This is a genomic window from Citrobacter rodentium NBRC 105723 = DSM 16636 (assembly GCF_021278985.1).
Taxonomy (GTDB): Bacteria; Pseudomonadota; Gammaproteobacteria; order Enterobacterales; family Enterobacteriaceae; genus Citrobacter_A; species Citrobacter_A rodentium.
The window spans coordinates 3386355-3412931 of sequence record NZ_CP082833.1; the positions used below are offsets into that span (position 1 = coordinate 3386355).

Consider the following 26577-nt stretch of genomic DNA (forward strand, 5'->3'; position numbering starts at 1 on the left):
GATGAAAAAGACACTGATACTGCTGGCGATGGTGATTGCCCTCATCATGTTGCCCTTTTTTATCAACCACGGCGGCGAATATGGCGGTTCGGACGGCGAGGCGGAAAGCCAGATTCAGGCTATCGCGCCGCATTATCAACCGTGGTTTCAGCCGTTGTACGAACCGGCCAGCGGCGAAATTGAGAGCCTGCTGTTCACGTTACAAGGGTCGCTCGGCGCAGCGGTGATTTTCTATATTCTTGGCTATACCAGAGGCAGACAGCGCCGTGATGACCGGGCTTGACAGGCTGAGCTACCAGAGCCGCTGGCTACACGTGACGCCTGAGCGCAAATTTCTGCTCTGGCTGCTGCTGATGGCGCTGGCGTTTACCCTGCCGCCCTGGGGACAGGCCATCGAACTGGCGCTGATCGCCTGGCTGACCTGCTGGCTGCTGCGCATTTCGTTGGGCCGCTGGTGCCGCTGGATGGCGCTGCCGTTTGGCTTTTTAGTGGCGGGCGTGGCGACCATTCTGTTCAGCATCAGCCGCGACCCGCAGTCGCTGCGGGTCGCGTTTGCGCTTGGCGACGTCTGGTTCGGTATCAGCGAAGCAGGCATACAGGCGGCGAATGATACTTTCTGGCGCAGCCTGGCGGCGCTGGCCGCCACCTTCTGGCTGGTGCTGAATCTGCCGTTTCCGCAGTTGATATTACTGCTTAAACGGGCGCATGTGCCGCGCCTGCTCACCGAGCAGATCCTGCTGACCTGGCGCTTTATTTTTATTCTGCTGGATGAAGCGCTGGCGATTCATCGCGCGCAGACGCTGCGTTTTGGCTATCGTAGTCTGCCGAAAGGCTATCGTTCGCTGGCGATGCTGGTGGGCTTATTGTTTACCCGGGTGCTGATTCGCTATCAGCAGATGACCGCGACGCTGGATATCAAACTGTATCAGGGTGATTTTCACCTGTAAGGACGAGTATGCTTGCCACCGCCGATCTCGGGTTTCGTTATCAGGACGCGCAGGTGCTGAAAGGGCTGACCCTGGATTTTTCAACGCACGCTGTCACCGGACTGGTGGGGGCGAACGGCTGTGGAAAATCGACGTTATTTATGAACCTGAGCGGCCTGCTCAGACCGCAGCAGGGGGCGGTATTGTGGCAGGGGAAACCCCTGGATTACAGCAAGCGTGGCCTGCTGGCGCTGCGCCAGCAGGTGGCGACGGTGTTTCAGGACCCCGATCAGCAAATCTTTTACACCGACATCGACAGCGATATCGCCTTCAGCCTGCGCAATCTCGGCGTGGCGGAAGCGGAAATCGCCCGCCGGGTGGATGACGCGCTGACGCTGGTCGATGCGCAACGTTTTCGCCAGCAGCCGATACAGTGTCTGAGCCACGGGCAGAAGAAGCGCGTGGCGATTGCCGGAGCGCTGGTGCTGCGCGCAAAGTATCTGCTGCTGGATGAACCGACGGCGGGACTCGATCCTGCCGGGCGCGCGCAGATGATCGCCATCATTAAACGTATCGCGCAGCAGGGCAATCACGTGGTGATCTCCAGTCACGATATCGATCTGATCTACGAGATCAGCGATGCAGTCTACGTGCTGTGCCGTGGCGAAGTGCTGGCGCAAGGCAAACCGGGTGAGGTCTTTGCCCGCGGCGAGCTGATTGAACAGGCCGGACTCAGCCAGCCCTGGCTGGTTAAGCTGCACGCGCAGCTGGGATTACCGCTGTGTAAAAGCGAAGCGGAATTTTTCAGCCGTATGCGACAACACACATTGAACCGCATTAAGGAGGCGTAATGACGCAGGCCATTATGTTGCAGGGAACGGCGTCTGACGTCGGTAAAAGCGTGCTGGTGGCGGGGCTGTGCCGGATTTTTTATCAGGATGGCCTGAAGACAGCGCCGTTCAAGGCGCAAAACATGGCGCTCAATTCCGGCATCACCCCGGACGGTAAGGAGATGGGGCGCGCGCAAATTTTCCAGGCGGAGGCCGCTGGCATTGCGCCGGATGTGCGCATGAATCCGGTGCTGTTGAAACCGACCAGCGATCGCAAGGCGCAGGTGGTGCTGATGGGCGAGGTGGCGAGCGATATGGACGCCGTCAGCTACCACGACTATAAGCCGCGGCTGCGCGAGCAGATCCTCGCCGTTTATCAAAGTCTGGCGCAGGAGTTTGACGTGCTGGTGCTGGAGGGGGCCGGTAGTCCGGCGGAAATTAACCTCCGCGACCGGGATATTGTCAATATGGGGATGGCCGAAATGGCGCAGTGTCCGGTGATCCTGGTGGCTGACATAGATCGGGGCGGCGTGTTCGCCTCCATCTACGGCACGCTGGCGCTACTGCACGCCCATGAGCGCGCGCGGGTCAAAGGGGTAATTATTAATAAATTTCGCGGCGACGTGGCGTTGCTCTGGTCCGGCATTGAGCAGATTGAAAAGCTGACCGGCGTGCCGGTACTTGGCGTTATGCCCTGGCTGGAGGTCGATCTTGAAGATGAAGACGGCGTGGCGTTACAGAAAGGGAAGTATCTGCGCACCGACAGGCGCGACATCGATATTGCAGTGATCCAGCTACCCCATATCGCCAATTTCACCGATTTTAACGCCCTGGCGGCGCAGCCGGACGTGCGCGTGCGCTATGTTTGTCAACCGGAGGAACTGCTGGATGCCGACCTGCTGATCCTGCCCGGCAGCAAAAACACGCTGGGCGATCTGCGGTGGCTACGTGAAAGCGGCATGGCTCACGCTGTTACCCTGGCACAGCGGCGTAACGTGCCGGTTTTCGGCATTTGCGGCGGTTATCAGATGCTGGGCGAAACCATTATTGACGAGGTGGAATCAGGACTCGGCACCCAGCCTGGGCTGGGACTGCTCGACACGGTGACCCATTTCGCCCGGCATAAAACCACTACTCTGCTTAACGCAACGATGGCGGCATCGCTTCCGGACTGGCTGGCGGCGGTCGCCGGGTTACCGGTGCGCGGCTATGAAATTCATATGGGCGAAACGACGCTGGCGGGGGCGTGTCAGCCGGTAATGCAGTTACAGAAAAACGGAGAAGCGGTGGCGGACGGCGCGGTATCGGCGGACGGACTGGCGTTTGGCACCTACCTGCACGGTCTGTTCGACAGCGATGCGTTCACTCGCGCGCTGGTCAACGGGCTTCGGCGGCGTAAAGGCCTGGCGCCGCTGGATCTCGCCATCCAGTACGCGCAATATAAATCGCAGCAGTTTGATCTGCTGGCGGATACGATGCGGCAACACATCGATATTGCGAAGATTTATACCATTATGCGACAGCAGCGGGAGTCCGAATGATGATACTGGTTACCGGCGGCGCGCGCAGCGGGAAAAGCCGTCATGCGGAAACCCTGATTGCCGACTACCCGCAGGTGCTTTATATCGCCACCTCGCAGATTTTTGATGAAGAGATGGCGGCGCGCATTCAGCATCATCGCGAAGGCCGTCCCGCGCACTGGCGAACCGCCGAGCGCTGGCGGGATCTGGATCAACTAGTAGGCGCGGATAATTCCCCCGATGAAGCCATTCTGCTGGAGTGCGTGACCACGATGGTGACGAATCTGCTGTTTGCTTTCGGCGACGACAGCGATCCGGAATGCTGGGATTACGCGGCGCTGGAGGCGGCGGTCGACGCGGAAATCGGGGCCTTAATTGCCGCCTGCCAGCGCTCGGCGGCAAAAGTGGTGCTGGTGACTAACGAGGTGGGGATGGGCATTGTCCCGGAAAACCGACTGGCGCGCCATTTCCGCGATATTGCCGGGCGCGTTAACCAGCGTCTGGCGGTGGCTGCGGATGAGGTCTGGCTGGTGGTATCAGGCATTGGAGTCAAAATTAAATGAATAAGTTGTTCTGGGCGATGCTCGCCTTTATCACCCGTCTGCCCGTTCCGGCGCGCTGGTCAGGCGGCGTGGAGTTTGCGTACTATGCGCGCGGGATTGTCACCTTTCCGCTGATTGGCCTGCTGCTCGGCGCGTTAAGCGGCGTGGTGTTTATCCTGCTTCAGGCATGGTGCGGTGTGCCGCTGGCGGCGTTGTTCAGCGTACTGGCGCTGGCTTTAATGACCGGCGGCTTCCATCTCGACGGTCTGGCGGACACCTGCGACGGGGTCTTTTCGGCGCGTAGCCGCGAGCGGATGCTGGAAATTATGCGCGACAGTCGGCTTGGCACTCACGGCGGGCTGGCGCTGATTTTCGTTCTGCTGGCGAAAGTGCTGGTGGTCAGCGAACTGGCGCTACGGGGAACGCCGATGCTGGCGGCGCTGGCGGCCGCCTGTGCAGTGGGGCGGGGAAGCGCCGTTTTGCTGATGTATCGCCATCGCTATGCCCGTGAAGAAGGGCTCGGGAATGTGTTTATCGGTCATGTCACCGGCACGCAAACCTGCGTTACCCTCGGTCTGACCGTCATTTTCGCCGCCGTACTGCTGCCGGGGATGCAGGGCATCGGGGCGATGGTGGTAACGGTGGCGGCGATTTTCCTGCTGGGACAACTTTTAAAACGCACGCTGGGCGGGCAAACCGGCGATACGCTTGGCGCGGCAATCGAACTTGGTGAGCTGATCTTCCTGCTGGCTCTGCTGTGAGCCAGTCAACATAACGAGAATCCTTATGCAGACGTTAACCTCTCTACTTAGCGAAATTCCGCCACCGGACAGCGGCGCAATGGCACGAGCCCGACAGCATATTGATGGTCTGCTTAAGCCCCCCGGTAGCCTGGGACGCCTGGAAGCGCTTGCCGTACAGCTGGCAGGTATGCCCGGACTTAACGGCGTGCCGCAGGTTGCGGAAAAAGCCGTGCTGGTGATGTGCGCCGATCACGGCGTCTGGGATGAAGGGGTGGCGATTTCGCCGAAGGCGGTGACTGCTATTCAGGCGGCTAATATGACCCGCGGGACGACGGGGGTCTGCGTGCTGGCGGCGCAGGCAGGCGCGAAGGTGCATGTTATTGATGTGGGAATAGATGCCGATCCGATCCCCGGCGTGGTGAATATGCGCGTGGCGCGCGGCTGCGGCAATATCGCCGTCGGCCCGGCGATGAGCCGTACTCAGGCGGAAGCGTTGCTGCTGGAGGTGATGCGCTATACCCGCCAACTGGCGGACAGCGGCGTTACCTTGTTTGGCGTCGGCGAGCTGGGAATGGCGAACACCACCCCCGCGTCGGCGATGCTCAGCGTGCTGACCGGCAGTGACGCCGAAGCCGTGGTGGGAATTGGCGCGAACCTGCCGCCTGCGCGTATTGGTAATAAGGTCGAGGTGGTTCGTCGTGCGATTGCCGTCAACCAGCCTGACCCGGGTGACGGCGTCGACGTGCTGGCGAAGGTCGGCGGATTTGATCTGGCAGGTATGGCGGGGGTAATGCTGGGCGCGGCCTCCTGCGGCTTACCGGTGCTGCTGGACGGTTTCCTCTCCTGTTCCGCCGCGCTGGCGGCCTGCCGGATAGCGCCAGCGGTTAAACCTTACCTCATCCCCTCCCATTATTCAGCGGAGAAGGGGGCGCGGATTGCGCTGGAGCATCTGGAACTGACGCCTTATCTCAATATGGAAATGCGCCTGGGCGAGGGCAGCGGCGCGGCGCTGGCGATGCCGATTGTCGAGGCCGCCTGCGCCATGTACCACAATATGGGACAGCTGACCGACAGCAATATTGTTTTGCCTGACGGGAAATCGTCTTAACTGCGCTGGGCAGATCATACCTGTTGGTGATGATTTTCGGTAAAACATATTAAAAAAGCTATAATTTCCCTACACCTGTCATGACTGAGGAAGGGAAATGAGGTCTCGCGTAAATCTGTTTTGTACGTTATTGCTGTTGCTTACTGGCCAGAGCGCGCTGGCGGTGAGCTATCCGTTGCCGCCGGAAGGGAGTCGGCTGGTGGGCAGTCCGCTGACCATTACGGTGCCGTACAACAATACCCAGCCGCTTGAGGCGTTTGCCGCGCAGTACGGGCAGGGGCTTAGCAATATGCTGGAGGCGAATCCCGGCGTGGACGTGTTCCTGCCAAAGTCGGGCTCCACGCTGGTGGTGCCGCAACAGCTTATCCTGCCGGACACGGTGCGTCAGGGCATTATCGTTAACGTAGCGGAAATGCGGCTCTATTATTACCCGCCGGGCACAAATACCGTGGAGGTTTTGCCTATTGGCATCGGTCAGGCGGGACGGGAAACGCCGCGTAACTGGATAACCACCGTCCAGCGTAAGCAGGAGGCGCCGAGCTGGACGCCAACGGCGAATACCCGGCGCGAATACGCGAAAAGAGGCGAAACGCTGCCGGCATTCGTTCCTGCCGGGCCGGATAATCCGATGGGGCTGTATGCGATTTACATCGGCAGGCTGTATGCCATTCATGGCACCAATGCCAACTTCGGAATCGGCCTGCGCGTGAGCCAGGGCTGCATTCGCTTATGCAACGATGATATTAAATACCTGTTTGAAAACGTCCCGGTGGGCACCCGCGTACAAATTATCGATCGGCCAGTGAAAACCACCACTGAACCGGATGGCAGCCGCTGGGTAGAGGTGCACGAACCGCTGTCGCGCAATCGTGCGGAGTTTGAATCGGATAAGAAAGTGCCGTTGCCCGTCACGAGCTCGCTTATCAGCGGCGAAGGGGCGGATGTAAACCGGGTTAACGAGGCGCTCGAACGTCGTTCCGGCATGCCGGTGAATATCAGTCCGGGGCAGAGCAGTATCTGACGGCGGTGAAAAATTGCCCCCTGAAGAATATCCTTCCTCAGGGGGCTGAAAAACATCCGCTTTTAAAGGCGTTATGTCAGGAAAGCAGATTACTTAGCAGAACAGATCTGCTTACGCCTGTTGTGCCAGAAATAAGAGCCAGCCATTACCACCAAAATAACGACTATCCATGGCAGGACCGCCTGCAGATACCCTGCACGGGCAAATGTCAGAATAATCATCAACAGCCAGCCTCCCAGCATCGGTATTGCCGTCCGTTTGACGATATCCACTGGCGATACGCCCGCTATCCCGGCGATGGCAATGATGACGCCAGCAATCGGAGAGAGTGTTCGCCCGATGCCTGCTGATAACTGAATCGGCAGCATCATCACAGCAATATCACTACCTATATGCCGACTGATATCCGGGACCATTGGGGCGAAGGAGAAGAATGCTGCATTTCCGGAGCCCATCAATGCTGAAATGGCGAAGGTGATTAGCGTCATCAACAAAATGATTGAAGCGGCGCTGAGGCCGAATTCGCCAGAGAGAGACAGCAAAGCATCCACGGCGCCTATCGCTTTTAATCCGGCAGAGAAAACTTCACCGGCAATAATCAACGTAACGACGGTGGCAAATACGCTCCCCATACTGTCAAATACCTTTTGTACGCCAGCCATCACTGCCCGGGCATTGCGGTGACGGAGGTACTCGCATATAAGCGTCACCGCGAGGCTAATCAACACCGCAGTATCCAGCGTAATTTTGAGCGAACTGAACAGTAATTTACTGCACAGTAACATCAGTACCAGCGGCAGCATCGGCAGAAAAAGCCAGGCTCCGGGGGCGTCTGTTTCAACGGTCTGCTCCAGGGGTTGCGCTTTGTGAGTCTGGGGATCGTCATTTTCTCGACGATCAAAAAAGCGCTGCACCATGATATGCAGCAGAGCAATAAAGATAATCACCGGGACCACAACCGGAAGCTGGTCGTGAACAAAGTAGTTCACAACTTCAATCCCCGCCGTTTTGGCTGCCAGCACAGAATTACCGGAGCCAGGACCAAACTCAACGGCGCAGGTACTGGCAATAACCGCCGCGACGGCTGCCCGGCTACAACCCAGCCGCGTCAACAGCGGGTAGAGCGTGGCCATCAGCAAAAGCCCTAATCCCGTGGCGCTACTGATGAACAGCGACAGGAACTGCCCCAGCAATAAGGCAAGCCCCAGCAGGAGGTAAGGAGAATTCAGACGTTGCAGTGGACGGGAAGTCACCCTGACAAGTACCTGGCTTGCTCCAATGGCTGACATATAGGTCGCGAATCCGCCAATAAGCATGATTTGCAGGCCAAGTCCGCCAAGGCGAACGCTCAGCGTGTCGCGAATGAACTCAAACGCATCGAATATCCCCAGGCCCGTGCTCTTTTTTACCAGGCTACCGAGGGTGGTCATACCGCTAAAATGCGCAATCAAAAGCAGCGCAATCCCGGTAAGCAGCAGGACCGACTGAGGGTGATATTTGCGTATGATAAGCCGTCCGGCAAACAGAATGGCGATAAACGCCAGCAATAATGACATCAGCATATCCTCATTCAAAATTGCCGGTCACAAGGCATTCCCCATCGCGGATAACCTGTTTACCCGCGGCGAAGAGATGGGACAATGAAAGATCGTCATTAAGCACGCAAATATCAGCGCGTTCACCCGCACAGAGTTTCCCGCCAGAAATCCCTAAGGAGCTGGCAACGTTAGCCGTCATCATCGCTATCGCCTGGTCAACAGGAATACCGGCGTCAATCAGTCGGGGGAGGAGGTTTAGATTGCCCGCAACGGGTGCGGCGCTCAGCCCTTCCACCACGCCCTGAGCATTAAAACGAGGGACGCTGCCGTTTCCGTCGGAACTGACGGTAATGCGATCGGCTGGCACCTGCGCTTCCAGCGCGTTCAGGATAGCGTGCTCCTGTGGCATAAAGCGGCTGCCGCCGGATGTGACATCAATATGGCCGCCGCGGAGGGCAAATTCGATTGCCTGTTCGAATAACGCCTCTGTCCGGGCCACATGGGTGGGCGAGATATGATGAACAGGAATACCGGCATCACAGAGTGCATTAAGCTGTGACATACCTTCAGGCAGATTCCCCAGATGCACATGCAGCAGCCCTTTTTTTCCTGCCAGGAGCGATGCCACACGGATATCACTGATGATTCTCAACAGCTCCTGAAAAGACGGGAAGGATCCACGGTGATCGGCCAGCGCTATTTTTACGCCAAGAATCGCCGGAATAAATGTTAAATCATCCCGAATCGAACGGGTAATTGTCGGGCTGGGGACAACATACGCGCCAGTATGCATAAATGCGCGCAGCCCTTCGATATTCAGTGACTGCATTTTGGCATAGAGATCCCTTGGCGAACGCGATATTGCGTCGGTACCAAGGACCCCGACGACGGTAGTGATCCCTGCCTGGAACAAATCATACAGTTTGACCGCCGGGGTGCGGCTGGCAAATCCGGCTTCGCCACCGCCGCCCGTAAGGTGGACGTGCTGATCTATGATGCCAGGCATCACCCATTTACTCCGGCAGTCAATCACTTCTGTGACGTTGTCAAAAGACGAAATATCTTTTTCTACTGCCACAATACGATCGGCATAGATGAGCAGAGAACAGAGGCCTAAATCTGTTGGCGAAAAAACACGAGCGTTAGTCAATAATGTAAACATATAAATCCTGTCAAACGTCAATGGGAGAGACACGGCAGGTGAAACAAATATTGTTGTTATGATGTCCACAATAAAACTACTGCTATAGTGGTGGCTATTTCCGATTTGTTATCGGAGGATACGCAAACGACATGAAGTGGAGTTCATCTTGGATTGCAAATGGTTAGAGGATTTTTTAGCGTTAAGCCAGCACGGGAATTACTCTCTTGCGGCGACGGCACGGCACATCACTCAGCCTGCATTGAGTCGGCGTATTAAAGCGTTAGAGGAGATGCTGGGCGTTCCTTTATTCGATCGCACCACGACGCCTGTGACCCTGACGCGCTATGGTGAACGTTTTGAGCCGTATGCGCGTCAGGTGCTGAGTTCATTGACAGAGGCGCGACAAGAACTGGCCGCTATGTGTCCGGCTACGGACGACACGCTGGTGATGGTGAGCCTGCACACGCTTTCAGTCAATATCCTGCCTGATATGATAAATTATCTGCGGCAAAGCGAGCCACAGCTCAACTATACCGTAAACGCCAGTATTCAGGGGATCGATAACCACTTCAACGCTCTGATAGACCGGCAGATAGATATACTGGTTACCTACGATATACCCTCTTCACAGCCGGGCCTGGATATTGCCGGCAAGCTTAAACGCTCATTATGGCGATACGAACGTTTTATTCCGGTGATCTCTGCCGATATTGCTGAAGTTCTGGACGATCCCCACGCGCAGATCCCCTGGCTGTGCTACAGCGACTATACCTTTGTTCGACGTATTATTGATCCTGCTGAGCAGCGCGTACGACCACGCTTAAAAAAAGTGTTTGAATCCGGACTCAGTGAGACGATCAAAGAGATGGTTATGCGCCATATGGGAATGGCTTGGTTACCTGAGTCAATGGTGGCGGAAGCGCTGGTGAATCGAGAAGTTATTCACTGCTGGCCTCAGGACGCCGCGATGATATGCGAAATTCCCGTGGTTATCTGGGCAAATATTGACGATCAACGTCAGGTTTTGCAGAGATGCTGGGAAAAGTTGATACGCTTTAATTGAGCCTGGAAATATTGCTGCACTTTCGTAAAATGCGCCAGCCAGCACTTGTGTGAGCTGTGAACAGCGGTATCGGTTAATGCCCCAGATGGGGTTCCATTTTTAGCGAACCGTGAGGCCCCAAAAATAGGGACATTAAAAAAACCGGTAGTCCTTCTCAGGATAACCGGGTAAAGATAAGTTCTTGTTTTTAAATCGTCTCCGGACTCGCTGGGATGTCCTGAAACTTGAATCTGGCTCCTCTGACTGGACTCGAACCAGTGACATACGGATTAACAGTCCGCCGTTCTACCGACTGAACTACAGAGGAATCGTTGTGGAGGCTTATCTTAGCGGCGAAAAATCTTTTGTCAAACCCCATTTCCCCCATCCACGTCCGTTTGCCGCTTCTCTCAACAATTTGTTGCAATTACCGACATTTTACAGGGAAAAAACTTTGCAGCTTTTTACTTTCTCCCTCATCATTTGAAATGTGGTTTCAACTTTCTTTCTAAGGTCCATTTTGAACGTCTCCACTGCTTTACGCCAGGCTGTTGCCCGCACCCCCTGGTACGCCAAACGCAAGAGTTATAAGGTCCTTTTCTGGCGAGAAATTACTCCGCTTGCCGTACCTATTTTTCTGGAGAACACCTGCGTTCTGTTGATGGGGGTGCTCAGTACCTTTCTCGTCAGCTGGCTGGGTAAAGAAGCGATGGCGGGCGTGGGGCTGGCCGATAGCTTTAATATGGTCATCATGGCTTTTTTCGCGGCTATCGATCTTGGTACGACGGTAGTGGTGGCGTTCAGCCTGGGTAAGCGCGATCGCAGACGCGCCCGCGCCGCTGCCAGACAATCGCTGGTGATCATGACGCTTTTCGCCGCCATTCTGGCTGCGGTTATCCACTACTTTGGCGCGCAAATTATTGACGTTGTCGCCGGTGAAGCGACGGCTGAAGTAAAGGCGCTGGCGCTTACCTATCTGGAATTAACGGTGATTAGCTATCCCGCCGCCGCTATTGCGTTGATTGGCAGCGGCGCGCTGCGCGGCGCAGGGAATACAAAAATTCCGCTGCTGATCAATGGCGGGATGAATATCCTCAACATCATCATCAGCAGCATCCTGATCTACGGCCTTTTTTCGTGGCAAGGGCTGGGTTTTGTCGGCGCAGGGTTAGGGCTGACCATTTCGCGCTATATCGGCGCGGTGGCGATAATCTGGGTGCTAATGATTGGCTTTAACCCGGCGCTGCGTATTCCGCTCAAGAGTTATTTTAAACCGCTTAATTTCGCCATTATCTGGGAGGTGATGGGGATAGGCATTCCCGCCAGCATTGAGTCGGTTCTTTTCAACGGCGGTAAGCTGTTAACGCAGATGTTTGTCGCCGGGATGGGCACCAGCGTGATTGCCGGCAACTTTATTGCCTTTTCTATTGCCGCGCTGATTAACCTGCCGGGGAACGCGCTGGGGTCGGCCTCGACCATCATCACCGGAAGACGGTTAGGTAACGGGCAGATTGCGCAGGCGGAAATCCAGTTACGTCACGTGTTCTGGCTTTCGACCATTGGACTGACGGCGATCGCATGGCTAAGCGCTCCCTTTGCCGGGCTAATGGCCTCGTTTTACACTCACGATCGGGAAGTTAAAGACGTTGTGGTGATCCTTATCTGGCTTAACGCCGCGTTTATGCCGATCTGGGCGGCTTCATGGGTTTTACCTTCCGGATTCAAAGGTGCGCGTGATGCGCGTTTTGCGATGTGGGTATCCATGCTGGGTATGTGGGGCTGTCGCGTGGTGGCCGGTTATACGTTGGGGATTGTGCTTGGCTGGGGCGTCGTCGGGGTCTGGCTCGGAATGTTTTTCGACTGGGCGGTGCGTGCGGCGCTGTTTTACTGGCGTATGGTCAGCGGTCGCTGGTTATGGAAATATCCGCGTCCGGAGCATAAAAAGAGCGCCAAAACGCCCGTTGCGTCTGAATAAACAACGAAATGTTGAATATTTCGGCAAACGAACGAGATTGCGTATTCAGGCTTTGACATTAACCGCGGGCATCGTTAATATGCGCCCCGTTCACACGATTCCTCTGTAGTTCAGTCGGTAGAACGGCGGACTGTTAATCCGTATGTCACTGGTTCGAGTCCAGTCAGAGGAGCCATATTTAAGAAGCCCGCTTTTTAGCGGGCTTTTTGCTTTTCTGCGTTCGCCAGAAATCAGCGGAAGGGCGGTTCGTTAAAGGTGCGCAGCTTGCGTGAATGCAGACGATCGCCCTCAGCGCGCAGCAGGTCAATGGCGCGAATGCCAATCTGCAGGTGCTCGGAAATCGCCCCCTCGTAAAAGCGGTTTGCCTGACCGGGCAGTTTGATCTCGCCGTGCAGCGGCTTATCGGAGACACACAGCAGCGTGCCGTAAGGAACGCGGAAGCGGTATCCCTGCGCGGCGATGGTGGCGCTCTCCATATCGATCGCCACCGCGCGACTCAGGTTAAACCGCAGCGCTGAGGCAGAGTAGCGTAACTCCCAGTTGCGATCGGAGGTAGTCACTACCGTACCGGTACGCAGACGCTGTTTGACCTCCTCACCCGGCATACCGCTGACCATCTTCGTGGCGTCATACAGCGCACGCTGCACTTCCGCAATGCTCGGGATCGGGATATCCGGCGGCAGTACCGCATCCAGGACCTGGTCGTCGCGCAGATAGGCATGGGCGAGTACGTAATCGCCAATTGCCTGGCTTTCACGCAGACCGCCGCAGTGACCAATCATCAGCCAGACGTCCGGACGCAGCACCGCCAGGTGATCGCAGATCGTTTTCGCGTTAGAAGGTCCGACGCCAATATTCACTAACGTAATGCCCTGGCCGTCAGCGGTAATCAGGTGCCAGGCGGGCATCTGATGTTTTTTCCACGCCAGATCGGAAATGGCTTCTTCCGGCGCTTCCGTTTCGGCGTTGATCCAGATGCCGCCCGCACAGGAAAGGGCGATATACGGGCTATTCGGATCGAGGATCTGGCTGCATCCCCAGCGGACGAACTCATCCACATAACGGGTGTAGTTGGTGAACAACACGAACGGCTGGAAGTGCTCCACGGGCGTTCCCGTGTAGTGCCGCAGTCGCGCCAGCGAGAAATCAACCCGGCGGGCATCGAAGTGCGACAGCGGTGAAAATTCAGCAGGGTGATAAATCCCGTCTGCCGTTTCATCACCAATCTGCGCCAGTTCCGTGGTCGGAAAATGACGCGTGAGCCCTGCGCTCATGGAGCGGTCCAGCGTCAGTTCCGAACCGTCTATCACGTAGGGATAGGGGATCTCATGCTGCGAGGGTTCGACAATAATATGCGCGTCGTAGTCCTGATAAAGCAGCGTAAGCTGTTCTTCAAGATAGCGGCGAAACAGCGTTGGTCGGGTGATAGTGGTGGTATAGCAACCTGCATGGGTAAAGCGACCGTAGGCGCGGGTTTTCGGCGGATTGGTGGCGTTACCGTCCCAGCTTACCGATAGCGATGGATAAACAAAAAGACCTTTACTGCGGGCAGTGAGATCGGGGAGCTCTCCCGTTTCAATGTACTTGCCGATAGCGTTGCGCAGCGCTTGCACCGACTGTTCGTACAGGGCATCAAGTTTTTCCAGCGCCTGCGCAGGCGTCAGGCCGGAGCCCTTATTTTTCATTTGTGTCTCCTTGTTTAACAGGTCTACTGCTCACCCGATAGTATGCCAGGCGATGAGGAAACAAAAGTGAGATTATTGACGACGCTGCGAGAGTCGAAAGGCCCTCGCAGCTTTTTTCAGGCGTGGTGTTTGTCTTTCATTAACAGTGCGGTGAGGGCCGAAATCAGGCAGCCTGCCAACAGATAGATGGCGACGCTGTGCCAGCTGCCGCCGAAAAAGGTCACCAGAGCGGCAGCGATAAAAGGGGTAAAGCCGCCGCCGACGACGCTTGCCACCTGATAGCCGACGCCAGCGCCGCTGTAGCGGTATCCCGCGCCAAACATGCTGGTGAACATCGGCTGCTGTACGCAGACCACCATGTCATGGGCGATATTAGCGAGCATGATCGAAAAGAACACAATCCAGAACAGGGATTGCGCTTCAAGCGCCATAAAGAACGGAAACGCGCTGAGCGAGCCAATCAGCGCTCCGGTAATATAGACGCGCCGCCGTCCAAAACGGTCCGCCAGCCAGGCGAAGCAGGGGATGGTCAGACAGCTAAGCCCGCCGACTAACAGGCCGATGTTGAGAAAAAGCTCACGTGGCAGACCGAGGTTTTGCGTTGAGTAGTTCAGCGCGAAGGCGGTGACGATATACATGGTGAGTAGTTCGCACAGGCGCAGGGCGATAATTTTCAAAAATGCGCCAGGGTGACGCGCCAGCGCTTCGAGCACCGGCAGGCGTTTTTTCTCTTCCGGCGCCTTTTGCTTCTGCTGCTCAAACTCCGCAGACTCCTCCATGCCGTTTCTTATCCATAGCGCGCCCAGCACCAGTACGATGCTGAACAGGAACGGCAGTCGCCAGCCCCAGCTGAGGAACTGCTCATCGGTGGTGAGATAGCTGATTGCCGAAACCAGGCCGGTGGAGAGCAACAGGCCGACGCCGTAACCGACCTGCACGCCGCTGCTGTAAAACGCTTTTTTATTTTCTGGCGCGCTTTCGACGGACAATAAGGCTGCGCCGCCCCATTCGCCGCCGACGGCAAAGCCCTGAATCGCCCGCAATAAAACCAGTATGACCGGCGCCCACCAGCCGATGGTGGCGAAGGAGGGCAAAATACCGATCAGCGCGGTGGCGATACCCATCATCCAGACGGTAAGCATCAGCATCCGCTTGCGTCCCAGGCGATCGCCATAGTGGCCAAAAATCACCCCACCCAGCGGACGGAACAGGAAGCCGACGCCAAAGGTGGCAAATGCGGCAAGCGTGCCCATTGCCGGACTGATCTGCGGGAAAAATTCGCTGTTAAACACCAGCGCAGCGGTAATGCCGTAAAGTAAAAAGTCGTACCAGTCGACAACCGCGCCAGCAAAGCTGCCCAGCGCGGCGCGGCGGGCACGATGAAGTGAAGGCGTTGCCTCCTGCGCAGAGGGGGAGATAAGAGTGGAGTCCATAAATATCCTGTCAGTACTGATTTTTAGTTATTAGAATGGAAATAATATTGTACACATTGCGGCTGATATTCAGACAGCTACCGTGAGATTACCGCGACTGGCGCAAAGAGGAAACGATTTTTTGTTCAAAGAGTATGTGTAATTAAAACTTTACGGTGGTCTGGCGGATGATATTGAATTTTCGGAATATCTCCGCGTTTTATCTCTCCCCCCGCGCTGGTCACACCACCGAAGAGGCTATAAAATCATTCGTCAGGCTATATGTATGGATGCTGGCTGGTGGCATAACTGGAAATGGAGTTCCTGTGCTTAAAACTCGTCTTGTGGCGATCGCGACGTTATTACTGTTTTGCACGATGACGCAGGCAAATATGCGTGCGCCGATGCATATTCATTATCCTCCCTCCTTTACTTTAAGTTCTCCACAAACGGATCAGCTGACCGTGGAGAAAGAAAAGCTGAATATTGATTGTAACTATCAGCATTGCGACGTTCAGGCCGTTTATTTTATTCGCTCGGCTATCCGGGCAGAGCTGGCGTTTATTTTTATTTTGCCAGAAAAGGTGCCGGTTCAGGCGAGTGTGACCGGAACGCTTCGCCCGGCAATCGTAACGCTGGATGAATCACACACCTGGACATCGCCATTCCCTGGCGACGATCAATTCCCGCTGTATCAGGCGGCTTTTAGCGGCAATATCCGGCCTGGCATCAATATCATTAATATTAAATACAGACAGCCATTAACGATCCTCGAAAGGGCCTATGGCTACTTCACTGACAGTCGTTCAATTGAACAATTTACCTATCAGCTGGGGCCGCTAAAAGAGTGGAATCTCAGCGATAATTTTTCTCTGGAAGTCTCGTTATCGACGTTGCGAAAACGTCCTGAACGTGACGGAGGCTGGAGTTTATTACGCTCGCGGACCATTGATTGTTTACAGCCCACGCAGCTTCTGGAGAGGGACGGGGATAATCTTAATCTGATGCTGAAATTCGGCAAAGATTTTCCGGATACGCTGGTTTGTCAGACGGGAGACAGCGATTTGCTGGATGGTTCAAATTGAGTGACCATCGCACTATGCGCTTTTTAATCAACGTGTTATAAGGTTTTTCTGAAAGGCGAATGTTTCAGGTACAACATTTCTTCATGGCTGAGTGAGTTCTGCCAGCTGAATGTCGGTACGCTAAATTACAGGGATGCTGTTAATGGCCGATTACCGGGCATATTTCCAAAAAATATCGACACTGTCAGATACCAGGCGCAAACAGATGGCTGAAATTTATTTTCAGTTCTATGCGGGGAGCGATGTTTGCCGTTTCCTTGCCGACCTGGAGAATAAAGATGAAACCCTGCTTCTTGAATATAAGGGGCAGCTTGTGGGCTTCAGTAATGTCCAGTTTTATGAACGGCAGCAGGCTGTTATCGTTTATTCCGGCGATACCATCGTCATGCCGGAACACTGGCAACAGCAGGTACTCCACCGGGTATGGATAATGCGGATGGGGTTGCTTAAAGCGCAAGCACCCGATAAAAAACTGTACTGGTTTCTGTTGGTTAAGGGCGTCAGAACCTATAAGACCCTGAAAGTGTTTGCCCGGACATTTTACCCTCACTGGCAGCGAAATGAGCCAGAATTGCAACAATTAGCCAGCCGTCTGGCGATGGAAAAATTTGGCCCGCTTTATAATGCGGCAAGCGGTGTGGTGGAGTGTCCTTCCCGGTATGGTTATCTGAAAGAGGCGATGGCCCACATCCCCACCGCTTTGCGTGAGCGGGCGGAAGTCGATTTCTTTTTGCGCAAAAATCCCTGTTACGCTCGCGGTCATGAACTGGTATGCCTGTGTGAGCTTGCGCAGGATAATTTTGCTTCCCGATATCAAAAATGGTTTACCCATCCGGAGAAGGAGTTATTCCATGAGTAACGCTCCTTTCTGGCGCCATTTTAAGCAACAATTTTCTCAGCGGCAGGGGACGCTGCGCGAGCGGCAAACGAGATGGTTAATGGACTGCCTGAGAGCCAACCAGAATGCGTGTTACGGTAAAGAGAAGGGATTTGCCGCGATCGCGACCATCAAGGCGTTTCAACAATGCGTCCCCATTGTTGATTATGAAATGCTGGTTCCCTGGATCGAACGCCTTGTACAGGGAGAGCAAAACGTACTCTTTTGTAACGATGTGCTGGCATTTGAGCGCACCGGCGGCAGCCACAGCGGCGGAAAACTCATCCCCTATTCGGCGCGCGGTCTGGCGGATTTCCGCTATGCGCTCATCGGCTGGCTGGGCGAGGTGATTCGCGAGTATCAACTGACGGACGGATACGTCTACTGGGCTTTAAGCCCGGTCGCGACCCGCAGGGAGACGACTTGCTGCGGTCTGCCCGTAGGCGCTGGTGATGCGCTTTACCTGGGAGAGGATAACCTCGCGGCGTTTGCCGCACTGTCTGCCGTACCGCTGAGCGTCGGCGATGTGGAAGAGATCGACGACTGGCAGTTGCTCACGCTCTACTATTTATTGCGCTGCCGCGATTTGAGGCTGATTTCGGTCTGGAGCCCGGCTTTTCTTACTTCGCTGCTGGCGGGGCTGCAAACGCGTCGGCAGGCGCTGCTCAGCGTGCTGACCCACGGTGGAGAGGTCGCCGGACATGCACTTTGCGCTGACGCGGACGCGTTATGCCGCTATCAACGTTATCTTCTTGCGCCTGATAGCCGTCTGCTATGGCCTGAACTGGCGGTCATAAGCTGCTGGGCGGATGCGGCCTCGCAAACCCTGGCCAGTGAGGTGATGCACTCTTTCCCGGGCGTCAGCCTCCAGCCTAAGGGCTTGCTTTCTACCGAAGCGGTCATCAGCGTGCCGGACAGGCACGGGCAACCCACGCTGTGCATCGACAGCAACTTTTACGAATTTATTGACGATAATGGCGCGATATTTCTGGCTGATGAACTGGTTGTCGGTGTGGAATATCACGTGATTGTTACCACCAACAGCGGCCTGTATCGCTATCATACGGGCGATCGGGTGAGGTGTACCGGCGAGAGTGACGGCATTCCTGCGCTGCGTTTCTGCGGACGTGGCGGGGTATACAGCGATATGGTTGGCGAAAAGCTGACGGAACCGTTTGTCATCCGTTGTCTCGCTCCTCTGCGTGGTTTTGCCGCTCTGGCGCAGGATACCGCCGCGCCCGGCTACGTGCTGCTGCTGGACAAGGCGTTTCGCGAGCGCAATGCGCCGTACCTTAGCAGTATTGAAGAGCGCTTGCGCGATAATCCGCAATATCACTACGCCCGGCGGCTGGGCCAGCTTGCGCCGTTGCGTTGCCTGTTTATCGACCACCCCGCCGACCGTTATTTGCGCTGGCGACAGCAGCAGGGCAAACGGCTGGGAGATATAAAAATTCCCGTGATTTTCGCCGCCGATGACTGGCGTGATGCCTTGCAGACTGGAGTATAAAAAGATATGGATAATCTCATCTACGGCCCGCAGCGGAAAATGAAGCTGGTGCTGATTTCGCCAAAAGGGCCGCTGTATCGCAGCCGGGGCGGCATTTTCAAACGATCTTTGCGCTATCAGCCGCTCACCCTGACGACGCTGGCGGCGCTGGTGCCGGACACGTTGCCGGTGGACATTACCCTGATTGACGAAAGCATCAGCGAAATCCCCGCGGATCTTGAGGCCGATCTGATTGGTATGACGGTGATTACCGGCACCGCGCCGCGCGCGTATGCGCTGGCGGCCAGTTTTCGCGAGAAGGGGATGACCGTTGTCCTCGGGGGACCGCACGTGACCCTGTTGCCGCAGGAAGCCGCCTGCCACGCCGACAGTCTGTGCGTGGGCTATGCAGAGCAAAGCTGGCCGAAACTTATCGCTGATTTTCTGCATGGCAACCTGCAACCGCTCTATCAGCAGGGCGATGATTTCCACCTTGACGATCCGCAACTGCCTTTTCCGCAGCGCGAACGTTTTGACAGTAAACACTTCCTGACCCAGTCCGTTTTTGAGGCCACCCGCTCCTGCACGCATAATTGTGAATTCTGCGTGGCGCCGTCGGCATGGGGAAGAAAACAGTTTCAGCATCCTGTCGAGTGGGTGATTAATGACATTCGCCAGTTTGTCGCCCGTACCGGGAAGCGCAAGATTATCTTTATTGACCTCAATCTTGTCTCGGATATCGGTTATGCGAAAGCGCTGTTCAACGCCCTGATCCCGCTGAACGTAAAGTGGTTCGGCCTTTCAACCGTGCTGATTGCCCACAATCGCGAACTGATGGAGCTGATGGCAAGAAGCGGCTGCAAAGGGCTGCTGCTGGGGCTGGAAACGATCAGCGATGGCAGTCTGAAAGATGCTGGTAAGAAATTCAACGGTTCAGTGGATTACAAAACGCTGATTGGCGATCTGCACCGGCTCGGCATTTCTGTACAGGGCTGCTTTGTCTTTGGCCTTGATCACGATACCACGGATGTGTTTGACCGCACGGTCGAGCTGGCTATTGATGCCGGGATCGATCTGCCGCGTTTCTCGGTGCTGACGCCATTCCCCGGTACGCCGCTCTACCGTCGCCTCGAAGAGGAAAAACGTATCCTGACCAGAGACTGGTCGCTGTACGATGCGCAGCACGTGGTCTTTCAGCCGAAGAGGATGAGCGTGCGCGAACTGGAACTGGGCCATGAACGCGCATGGAAGAAGGTCTATCGCTATCGCAGCATTGCCAGACGATTATGGAATGCGAAGAATTTCCAGCCGCTGGCGCTGACGGCGAATCTGGGATATCGCTTTTATGCGCACCATTTGCATGAGTTTTATACCTGCGACTGGCCCATTGAATACTCACCAGAGCGGGGGCGTGACTGATGCGGCTGACGTTTATCTATCCGGCGATTGGACACCGTAAAAATGAGCCCTACCTGCGCTCCTGGCAAATGGAGCCGCTACCCGTTGCGGCGCTGCTGGGATTAACGCCCGCCTCCGTCGAAACCCGTTTCTATGACGATCGGCTGGAGCATATTCCTTATGATGAGCCCACGGATGCCGTGGCGATTCCCGTTGAGACCTATACCGCCCGGCGCGCGTATCAGATCGCCAGCGAGTATCGTCGCCGCGGCGTGCCGGTGGTGATGGGCGGTTTTCATGTGACGTTGGTTCCTGACGAGGCGGCGCGCTTTGCTGACACCATCGTGACCGGCGAAGCGGAATCGGTCTGGGCTGAGGTGATTGACGACTTACGTCACCACACGCTCAAACCTCGTTATGAGGGGCAACAAACCGATCTGCGGCAGGTGAGTGTTGATCGTAGCCTGTTTCAGGGGAAGCGGTATCTGCCGATCGGGCTGATCGAAACGGGGCGCGGCTGCCGTTTTCCCTGCGAGTTTTGCGCAGTACAAACTTTTTACCAGCGTCGTTACCGTAGACGCGATATCGACAGCGTTCTTGGCGAACTGAATTCACTCAAAGCGCATAAGAAGCTCTTTTTCTTTGTGGATGATAATTTTGCCGGCAGCTTACGCGAAAGCCGCGAGGTGCTTCCCGCACTGGCGCAGGCTAACGTGCGCTGGGTAACGCAGATGAGTATTAATGCCGCCCATGATGAAGGTTTTGTACAGGAGCTGGCGCGGGCCGGATGTCGTGGCGTACTGATTGGCTTTGAGTCGCTGAATGAGGAAAACCTGCTGTTGATGAACAAGCGGGTTAACACGATGAAAGGCGGTTTTAGCCGCGCGTTGGCCAATTTACGCCGCCATGGGATTGCGGTTTATGGCACCTTTGTCTTTGGCTACGACCACGATACGCTGGAGTCGTTTGGCGAGGCGGTTGAGTTTGCGCGCGAGCAAAGCATGTATATTGCCGCGTTCAACCATATGACGCCATTTCCGGGCACGCCGCTCTATGCAAGGCTGGCGGCGGAGAAACGCCTGCGTTTTGAATCATGGTGGCTGGACGACGCCTATCGCTACAACGAATTGCCTTTCTTCCCGAACGGGCTGACGCCGCAGCAGGTAACAGAGGGCTGTCTGGCGGCCAGAAAAGCCTTTTATAGCTGGCAATCGATATTTCAGCGAAGCTGGCGCAATCGTAGCGACTTTTTCATGTGGCGAAATTACTTCCCTATCAATCTGTTGCATCATAACGAGGTTGGCGCCCGCAACGGCTATCCGCTGGGCGATGAAGAGTGGCAGGGCACGCTGCTGGAGGTCAGATAATGCAGGTTGTGACCGCCACGCCGGAACGAGACGCCTGTCTGTTACGCCTGCTCGAAGAGAACGCCATGCAGGGCGATATCGATCTGGTGATGACGCGTCGCCCGACCTACTTCTCGCCGCAAAGTGAATTCGGCGTCGCGCATACCGCGCTGGCGCTGGAGGAGGCGCGCGCCGTCGGGATGTGCCGACTGACCGAACATGCGGGTTTTGCGAATGGAGAGCCGCAGAAGCTTGGTTATCTTGGCAGTCTGCGCATTATCCCGGACCATCGTCATCGTATTCGCGTCCTGAAAGCGGGATTTCAGTATCTGCGCCAGCTTCCGCCGCCGACGCGCTGCTATACCAGTATCGCCGCGGACAATCACAGCGCATTACGTTTGCTGGAGCGTGGCGTTGCGGGTCTGCCTGAATATCGCTATCTGGGGGAGATGTGTTCGCTGGCAATAAGCCACAGGCGGGGGCGGCAGCATAACCTGTGGCGCATCATGCCCGCAGAGCGTTATCACGCGGTTGCTGAATATTACCGCCGTCGCGCCGTGCAGCGACAGCTGGCGCCTGAGGTGGATGCGGACTGGCTGCTTAATTCCGGCGCAACGGTGCTGGGATACGGTGACGTCAATTCGCTGAAAGCCTGTGCGGTATTGTGGAATCAGCAGGCGTTTAAACAGGTTTTGGTTGCCGGTTATTCGTCGCGTACGCGTCTGCTGCGGCCGCTGTATAACGGCTACGCCAGAGTGACTGGCCGGGTAACGCTGCCGGCAACCGGTCAGACCCTGGATCAAAGCTTCCTGGCTTTTTTCGCCGCAGATGATGACGCGCCGCTACTGGCGCTTATTGAAGATGCGCTGGTGTTGAGCAGCACGCCGATTGTGACGCTGGGGTTGCCTGCTGCCCTGCCGGGAGTGCGAAAGCTCATTAAGGATACACGAGCAACGGTTTACCGCACCCGGCTTTATGGCGTGGATCTTATCGCCCGACCGGAGTGGGATAATCGTATCGTCTGGCCGGAAATTGCGCTGCTATGAGGATTGCGCTGATTTATCCCAATATGGGGGACTACCGGACGAAAGATGCCATGACGCCGCTGTCGATGGCGATCCTTGCCGCGCGGTCGCCGGGGCATGATATCGACTTTTACGACGAGCGGCTTGAGTCTCTTCCGGAGCGGCTGCCGGGCGCCGATCTCGTTGCTATCTCAATAGAAACGTTTACTGCCCGCCGCGGTTATCAGCTTGCCGATCGTTACCGTCAGCAGGGCATTAAGGTTGTGATGGGCGGATTTCATGCGACGTTTATGCCGGATGAAGTGGCGCAGCATGCGGACAGCGTGGTGACGGGCGATGCCGAGGGCACGTGGGAGCAACTGCTGTCAGATGCTGAACGCGGCACGCTGCAACCCCGCTATGAGGGTTCGCGGCAGCGGGGGCTGGAGGATTATCGGCTGGACCGCTCGATTTTTTCCGGCAAGCGTTACGCACCGCTTGCCCTGGTTCAGTATTCGCGCGGCTGCCGTTTTGCCTGCGATTTCTGCTCTATTCACGCCTTTTATCCTGATGGCGTTCGCACGCGTCCGGTCGAACAGATAATGGCGGAGATTGACGCGCTGCCCGGCGACCGTTTTATCGCTTTTGTGGATGATAATCTGTTTGCCAGCCGTAAAAAACTGGAGAGTCTGCTGGAAGCCCTGATCCCCTTAAAGCGTCGCTGGGGATGCCAGATCAGTATTGATGTCGCGCGGGATGAGGCATTGCTGGATCGGCTTGCGCAGGCAGGCTGCGGGTTTGTCCTGATGGGATTTGAAAGCCTTAATCCTGCCAACCTCCGGCAAATGGGCAAACAGTGGAACCACGCGGCGGGAGACTATCGCCGGGTTATCCGCGCGCTTCACGCGCGCGGGATCTGTGTCTATGGCACCTTTATTTTTGGCTATGACGGCGATACGCCCGATACCGTGCGCCAGTGCCTGGCGTTTGCCCAGGAGACACGGCTGGAGATCGCTAATTTCAATCTGCTGATCCCGACGCCCGGCAGTGCGCTGTATCAGCGACTGGAGGCGGAGGGGCGATTAATATCACCGCGCTGGTGGGTCGATCCTGACTACCGCTATGGCGATCCGATTTTTACCCCCAAAGGAATGTCCGCCCGGACGCTTACCGAACTGTGCTTTTGGGCCAGAACGCAGTTTTACAGCTATCCCTCTATTGCCCGCAGGCTATTGCGCGTTAACCGGGCGCGTCAATGGAGAAACACGCTGATTGCGTTACTGGCGAACTGGGTCTCGCACAAAGAGATTGCCCGCAAACAAGGAAAACGTCTGGGAGAAATGGAATGAAGCTGACGTTAATAAAGCCCAATATTGGCCGCAAAGAGCACAGCCTGTACGTTGACGAAGGACGGATGGAACCTTTAATGCTGGGTATCCTTGCCGCGCTGACGCCGCCGGATGTCGAGGTGGTGCTGTATGACGATCGCATGGAGCGCATTCCTTATGACGAACAGACCGATCTGGTGGCGATCACCGTCGAAACCTTTACCGCCCGCCGGGCCTACGAAATCGCCGATGAGTACCGTCAGCGGGGCGTAAAGGTGGTGATGGGGGGGATTCATGCCACGCTCCTGCCGGAAGAGGTTGCGCTGCATGCTGACAGCGTCTTCACTGGCGATGCGGAGACGCGCTGGCAGGAGATGATTGAAGATGCGCGCGCCGCCCGTCTCAAACCGCGTTATGATGCCCCCGTCGGCGTCGGGCAGGTCGATGGTTGCCAGCGCTGTTTATTGCCCCGGCGGGAGATCTTTAGCGGCAAAGGTTATCTGCCGATTAACCTGATGCAGTTTTCCCGCGGCTGTCGCTTTGCCTGTCGCTTTTGCGCCGTCAGCCAGTATTTTGGCCGTCGGCACTATCTGCGACAGGTTGACGAAGTTGTCCGGGAAATTACAGCGCAGAAGAGCCATTTTATTTTCTTCGTCGATGACAATATCGCTTCAGACCATCACGCCCTGGCGGAACTCTGCCATGCGCTTATTCCCCTCAAAATAAACTGGATCAGTCAGGCCAGCCTGGATGTGACGCAGAACCGGCCGTTAATGACGTTAATGGAGCGGAGTGGCTGCTGGGGCAACGTAATGGGATTTGAGTCAATCACCCCGGCCAGCCTGCACGATGCCAGAAAATCGCCTAACGTCCGGGGCTTCAATCATTATCGCGATGAGATCGCAGCGTTGCGGGATTTTGGTCTGCAAACCTGGGCTGCGTTTACGCTCGGTTATGATCATGACACGCCGGAAAGCATTGCGCGCACCGTCGATTTTGCGCTGCAAAATCGCTTCGCTTTTGCGGCATATAATATTTTGATGCCCTATCCGAATACCCCGTTATATCACCAGTTACAGCAGCAGGGTCGGTTATTATTTGACGGACGCTGGTGGCTGCATCCTGAATATCGCTTTAATCAGGCGGCGTTTCAGCCGCAGGGCATCTCCCCTGAAACATTAACCGATTTGTGTCACCAGGCGCGGAGTCGTTTCAATACCCTTCCGTCGATCGTTCGGCGTTTTTCTGACTTACGTATGACTTTTCAGTCGTTTGCCAGAATGAGCGCTTTCTGGCGCTATACGCTGTTGTTTCGTAAAGAGGTGCATAAGAAACACCGGATGCGGTTTGGGCTGAGGTAAAACATTATGAAAGAACCTTTTGCCACGCGTTTAAAATATTATCTGCTGTGGATGGTGCCGGTTTCGGTGGTGTTTTTTGGTCTTTATCCCACCATTAATGCTTATACCGCCACCCGCAGCGACACGCTGGCGCTGTGGCTGCCTGCTGAGCTGTCTGTTCCGTTTATCCCTCAGTTTATCTGGGGATACTTGTCGATGTACTTGATCGTTCTCGTGCCGCTTTTCTTTTTAAACCTTCAGCAACAAAAGCGGCTGGCGATTGAGTTGATGGTGGTTACCGTTGCCGCCGCGATCGTTTTCTTACTGTTTCCGGCCCGTCTGGGCTTTGTTCGCCAGTTACCTGACGCGCCTTTATATCGGGCGTTGTTCAGTCATTTGTTTACGCTGGACAGGCCGCATAATCTGGTGCCGTCTCTACATGTCGCATGGTCATGGTGTGCGGTAGCCGCTGTCTCACGTACAACCAGGGGCTGGATCCCGGTCGCGCTCTGTTTCTGGTTTATTGTCATTGCCTTATCCACGCTGTTTGTTCATCAGCATCATTTGCTGGATATCGCGACTGGCTTCCTGCTGTCGCTACTCGTCTCTTATTTCACAGGGAAAGTTTATGAAAAAAATCGTCCTTATTCTCTTAACGCTGGTCAGCTTTAACGTATTTGCCAGCAATTCTGATGACGCTATTCATCGTGAGCTTCGTCAGGCCGTTGGGCTGGTGGAATCGGCCATCAATACCGGTGAGTATGACAAAATGCTGCCTGTATTAAGCAAGGAGCTGCGCGCCACCCCGATTACTCAGGAATTTATACACGGAAAAGCGGGGATTGTGCCTTATTTCCATAAATGGTTTGGCAAAGATAATTTCCTTAAGAGCATGCATATTTCTATAACGGCAGATACGCAAACTGAGCTCTCTGCCGACAGAAACTGGGGAGTGGTGTACGGAAAAGGAGTGGAGAAATATCTCCTCAACGATGGCCGTAGCTATGATATTCCCACTCGCTGGACGGCAACCGTGGTGCTGGAAGAGGGGCACTGGAAAATCAGAACCATTCACTTCGGCACCAATTTTGTCGACAATCCACTGATCAACGAGGCCACAAACGCAATCACGAAGGTCATGTATGGCGCGGGCGGCGGCGGAGTTGTTGTTGGTTTGCTTATTGGCTTTTTGCTGTTCAGAAGAAAAAGTAAAAGCTAGCCCTCATC

25 protein-coding genes and 2 tRNA genes are annotated in these 26577 nt (G+C 55.6%); 22 read left to right on the top strand and 5 right to left on the bottom strand.

Annotated elements, in window-relative coordinates:
* Position 1: 1 nt before the first annotated feature.
* From K7R23_RS15910 to ldtA, 8 genes are all read left to right on the top strand, one after another.
* Entirely contained in the window at positions 2-283 is a 282-nt protein-coding gene (locus K7R23_RS15910) for an energy-coupling factor ABC transporter substrate-binding protein (RefSeq protein ID WP_012906314.1), read from the top strand.
* Complete coding sequence (locus K7R23_RS15915; protein ID WP_024132735.1) at positions 270-947, top strand: energy-coupling factor ABC transporter transmembrane protein; 678 nt, start codon at positions 270-272, stop codon at positions 945-947. The genes K7R23_RS15910 and K7R23_RS15915 overlap by 14 nt, the downstream gene beginning before the upstream one ends.
* 8 nt (positions 948-955) lie before the next feature.
* Positions 956-1777, top strand: coding sequence for an energy-coupling factor ABC transporter ATP-binding protein (locus tag K7R23_RS15920; protein ID WP_012906312.1), 822 nt, complete (start codon positions 956-958; stop codon positions 1775-1777).
* Positions 1777-3297, top strand: coding sequence for a cobyric acid synthase (locus K7R23_RS15925; RefSeq protein WP_012906311.1), 1521 nt, complete (start codon positions 1777-1779; stop codon positions 3295-3297). Before K7R23_RS15920 ends, K7R23_RS15925 begins: the two co-directional genes overlap by 1 nt.
* Positions 3294-3839 (top strand): bifunctional adenosylcobinamide kinase/adenosylcobinamide-phosphate guanylyltransferase, encoded by a 546-nt coding sequence (cobU, locus tag K7R23_RS15930; protein WP_012906310.1) that lies wholly within the window; start codon positions 3294-3296, stop codon positions 3837-3839. The genes K7R23_RS15925 and cobU overlap by 4 nt, the downstream gene beginning before the upstream one ends.
* Positions 3836-4579 carry an adenosylcobinamide-GDP ribazoletransferase gene (gene cobS / locus K7R23_RS15935; protein ID WP_012906309.1) on the top strand — a complete coding sequence of 248 codons (744 nt, stop codon included), beginning with the start codon at positions 3836-3838 and terminating at the stop codon, positions 4577-4579. The genes cobU and cobS overlap by 4 nt, the downstream gene beginning before the upstream one ends.
* A gap of 25 nt (positions 4580-4604) precedes the next feature.
* Entirely contained in the window at positions 4605-5669 is a 1065-nt protein-coding gene (cobT, locus tag K7R23_RS15940; protein WP_012906308.1) for a nicotinate-nucleotide--dimethylbenzimidazole phosphoribosyltransferase, read from the top strand.
* 97 nt (positions 5670-5766) lie between these two features.
* Entirely contained in the window at positions 5767-6690 is a 924-nt protein-coding gene (ldtA, locus tag K7R23_RS15945; RefSeq protein ID WP_012906307.1) for a L,D-transpeptidase, read from the top strand.
* A gap of 89 nt (positions 6691-6779) precedes the next feature.
* Here the strand turns inward: ldtA and dcuC are convergent, their stop codons facing one another.
* Positions 6780-8246 (bottom strand): C4-dicarboxylate transporter DcuC, encoded by a 1467-nt coding sequence (gene dcuC / locus K7R23_RS15950; protein WP_024132734.1) that lies wholly within the window; start codon positions 8244-8246, stop codon positions 6780-6782.
* Positions 8247-8256: 10 nt separating this feature from the next.
* On the bottom strand, positions 8257-9390 hold the full coding sequence (gene iadA / locus K7R23_RS15955; protein ID WP_012906305.1) for a beta-aspartyl-peptidase: 1134 nt from the start codon (positions 9388-9390) through the stop codon (positions 8257-8259).
* 148 nt (positions 9391-9538) lie between these two features.
* Here iadA and K7R23_RS15960 point away from each other — a divergent pair, with 148 nt between their 5' ends.
* Positions 9539-10435, top strand: a complete 897-nt coding sequence (locus tag K7R23_RS15960; protein WP_012906304.1) for a LysR family transcriptional regulator — start codon at positions 9539-9541, stop codon at positions 10433-10435.
* Positions 10436-10666: 231 nt separating this feature from the next.
* Here the strand turns inward: K7R23_RS15960 and K7R23_RS15965 are convergent.
* A tRNA-Asn gene (locus tag K7R23_RS15965) sits at positions 10667-10742 on the bottom strand.
* Between the two features lie 6 nt (positions 10743-10748).
* Between K7R23_RS15965 and K7R23_RS25845 the strand changes: the two genes are divergently transcribed.
* From K7R23_RS25845 to K7R23_RS15975, 3 genes are all read left to right on the top strand, one after another.
* Complete coding sequence (locus K7R23_RS25845; protein WP_280949113.1) at positions 10749-10901, top strand: DUF5951 family protein; 153 nt, start codon at positions 10749-10751, stop codon at positions 10899-10901.
* Between the two features lie 33 nt (positions 10902-10934).
* Complete coding sequence (locus K7R23_RS15970; protein WP_042623208.1) at positions 10935-12389, top strand: EmmdR/YeeO family multidrug/toxin efflux MATE transporter; 1455 nt, start codon at positions 10935-10937, stop codon at positions 12387-12389.
* A gap of 99 nt (positions 12390-12488) precedes the next feature.
* Positions 12489-12564: transfer RNA gene (locus tag K7R23_RS15975), tRNA-Asn, on the top strand.
* Between the two features lie 55 nt (positions 12565-12619).
* Here K7R23_RS15975 and K7R23_RS15980 read toward each other — a convergent pair.
* Together K7R23_RS15980 and shiA are read right to left on the bottom strand one after the other, a co-directional pair.
* On the bottom strand, positions 12620-14074 hold the full coding sequence (locus K7R23_RS15980) for an AMP nucleosidase (protein ID WP_012906302.1): 1455 nt from the start codon (positions 14072-14074) through the stop codon (positions 12620-12622).
* 116 nt (positions 14075-14190) lie between these two features.
* A complete protein-coding gene (shiA, locus tag K7R23_RS15985) occupies positions 14191-15507 on the bottom strand; it encodes a shikimate transporter (RefSeq protein ID WP_012906301.1) in 1317 nt (438 codons plus the stop codon).
* A gap of 167 nt (positions 15508-15674) precedes the next feature.
* Between shiA and K7R23_RS15990 the strand changes: the two genes are divergently transcribed.
* From K7R23_RS15990 to K7R23_RS16035, 10 genes are all read left to right on the top strand, one after another.
* On the top strand, positions 15675-16571 hold the full coding sequence (locus K7R23_RS15990; protein WP_231851611.1) for a hypothetical protein: 897 nt from the start codon (positions 15675-15677) through the stop codon (positions 16569-16571).
* Between the two features lie 205 nt (positions 16572-16776).
* Positions 16777-17430 (top strand): hypothetical protein, encoded by a 654-nt coding sequence (locus tag K7R23_RS15995; RefSeq protein WP_231851610.1) that lies wholly within the window; start codon positions 16777-16779, stop codon positions 17428-17430.
* A complete protein-coding gene (locus tag K7R23_RS16000) occupies positions 17423-18955 on the top strand; it encodes a GH3 family acyl-acid amido synthetase (protein WP_012906298.1) in 1533 nt (510 codons plus the stop codon). The genes K7R23_RS15995 and K7R23_RS16000 overlap by 8 nt, the downstream gene beginning before the upstream one ends.
* 6 nt (positions 18956-18961) lie before the next feature.
* Positions 18962-20353 carry a B12-binding domain-containing radical SAM protein gene (locus K7R23_RS16005; RefSeq protein WP_042623207.1) on the top strand — a complete coding sequence of 464 codons (1392 nt, stop codon included), beginning with the start codon at positions 18962-18964 and terminating at the stop codon, positions 20351-20353.
* Positions 20353-21699, top strand: a complete 1347-nt coding sequence (locus tag K7R23_RS16010; protein ID WP_012906296.1) for a B12-binding domain-containing radical SAM protein — start codon at positions 20353-20355, stop codon at positions 21697-21699. The genes K7R23_RS16005 and K7R23_RS16010 overlap by 1 nt, the downstream gene beginning before the upstream one ends.
* Complete coding sequence (locus K7R23_RS16015; protein WP_012906295.1) at positions 21699-22724, top strand: N-acetyltransferase; 1026 nt, start codon at positions 21699-21701, stop codon at positions 22722-22724. Before K7R23_RS16010 ends, K7R23_RS16015 begins: the two co-directional genes overlap by 1 nt.
* Positions 22721-24031 (top strand): B12-binding domain-containing radical SAM protein, encoded by a 1311-nt coding sequence (locus tag K7R23_RS16020; RefSeq protein ID WP_012906294.1) that lies wholly within the window; start codon positions 22721-22723, stop codon positions 24029-24031. Before K7R23_RS16015 ends, K7R23_RS16020 begins: the two co-directional genes overlap by 4 nt.
* A complete protein-coding gene (locus tag K7R23_RS16025) occupies positions 24028-25371 on the top strand; it encodes a B12-binding domain-containing radical SAM protein (protein ID WP_012906293.1) in 1344 nt (447 codons plus the stop codon). Before K7R23_RS16020 ends, K7R23_RS16025 begins: the two co-directional genes overlap by 4 nt.
* A 6-nt stretch (positions 25372-25377) precedes the next feature.
* Positions 25378-26022 carry a phosphatase PAP2 family protein gene (locus tag K7R23_RS16030; protein ID WP_012906292.1) on the top strand — a complete coding sequence of 215 codons (645 nt, stop codon included), beginning with the start codon at positions 25378-25380 and terminating at the stop codon, positions 26020-26022.
* Positions 25979-26569 (top strand): YybH family protein, encoded by a 591-nt coding sequence (locus K7R23_RS16035; protein WP_012906291.1) that lies wholly within the window; start codon positions 25979-25981, stop codon positions 26567-26569. Before K7R23_RS16030 ends, K7R23_RS16035 begins: the two co-directional genes overlap by 44 nt.
* The last annotated feature ends 8 nt before the right edge of the window (positions 26570-26577 follow it).

Excerpts from the sequence above, each read along its gene's own strand:
- K7R23_RS15990 (WP_231851611.1), top strand. The coding sequence starts at position 15,675 with ATGATATTGAATTTTCGGAATATCTCCGCGTTTTATCTCTCCCCCCGC.
- K7R23_RS16010 (WP_012906296.1), top strand. The coding sequence starts at position 20,353 with ATGCGGCTGACGTTTATCTATCCGGCGATTGGACACCGTAAAAATGAG.
- K7R23_RS15980 (WP_012906302.1), bottom strand. The coding sequence starts at position 14,074 with ATGAAAAATAAGGGCTCCGGCCTGACGCCTGCGCAGGCGCTGGAAAAA.
- K7R23_RS16000 (WP_012906298.1), top strand. The coding sequence starts at position 17,423 with ATGAGTAACGCTCCTTTCTGGCGCCATTTTAAGCAACAATTTTCTCAG.
- K7R23_RS16025 (WP_012906293.1), top strand. The coding sequence starts at position 24,028 with ATGAAGCTGACGTTAATAAAGCCCAATATTGGCCGCAAAGAGCACAGC.
- ldtA (WP_012906307.1), top strand. The coding sequence starts at position 5,767 with ATGAGGTCTCGCGTAAATCTGTTTTGTACGTTATTGCTGTTGCTTACT.
- K7R23_RS16030 (WP_012906292.1), top strand. The coding sequence starts at position 25,378 with ATGAAAGAACCTTTTGCCACGCGTTTAAAATATTATCTGCTGTGGATG.
- iadA (WP_012906305.1), bottom strand. The coding sequence starts at position 9,390 with ATGTTTACATTATTGACTAACGCTCGTGTTTTTTCGCCAACAGATTTA.
- cobS (WP_012906309.1), top strand. The coding sequence starts at position 3,836 with ATGAATAAGTTGTTCTGGGCGATGCTCGCCTTTATCACCCGTCTGCCC.
- K7R23_RS16005 (WP_042623207.1), top strand. The coding sequence starts at position 18,962 with ATGGATAATCTCATCTACGGCCCGCAGCGGAAAATGAAGCTGGTGCTG.
- cobU (WP_012906310.1), top strand. The coding sequence starts at position 3,294 with ATGATGATACTGGTTACCGGCGGCGCGCGCAGCGGGAAAAGCCGTCAT.
- cobT (WP_012906308.1), top strand. The coding sequence starts at position 4,605 with ATGCAGACGTTAACCTCTCTACTTAGCGAAATTCCGCCACCGGACAGC.
- dcuC (WP_024132734.1), bottom strand. The coding sequence starts at position 8,246 with ATGTCATTATTGCTGGCGTTTATCGCCATTCTGTTTGCCGGACGGCTT.
- K7R23_RS16035 (WP_012906291.1), top strand. The coding sequence starts at position 25,979 with ATGAAAAAAATCGTCCTTATTCTCTTAACGCTGGTCAGCTTTAACGTA.
- K7R23_RS15925 (WP_012906311.1), top strand. The coding sequence starts at position 1,777 with ATGACGCAGGCCATTATGTTGCAGGGAACGGCGTCTGACGTCGGTAAA.
- K7R23_RS16015 (WP_012906295.1), top strand. The coding sequence starts at position 21,699 with ATGCAGGTTGTGACCGCCACGCCGGAACGAGACGCCTGTCTGTTACGC.
- K7R23_RS15910 (WP_012906314.1), top strand. The coding sequence starts at position 2 with ATGAAAAAGACACTGATACTGCTGGCGATGGTGATTGCCCTCATCATG.
- shiA (WP_012906301.1), bottom strand. The coding sequence starts at position 15,507 with ATGGACTCCACTCTTATCTCCCCCTCTGCGCAGGAGGCAACGCCTTCA.
- K7R23_RS15920 (WP_012906312.1), top strand. The coding sequence starts at position 956 with ATGCTTGCCACCGCCGATCTCGGGTTTCGTTATCAGGACGCGCAGGTG.
- K7R23_RS15915 (WP_024132735.1), top strand. The coding sequence starts at position 270 with ATGACCGGGCTTGACAGGCTGAGCTACCAGAGCCGCTGGCTACACGTG.
- K7R23_RS16020 (WP_012906294.1), top strand. The coding sequence starts at position 22,721 with ATGAGGATTGCGCTGATTTATCCCAATATGGGGGACTACCGGACGAAA.
- K7R23_RS15995 (WP_231851610.1), top strand. The coding sequence starts at position 16,777 with ATGGCTGAAATTTATTTTCAGTTCTATGCGGGGAGCGATGTTTGCCGT.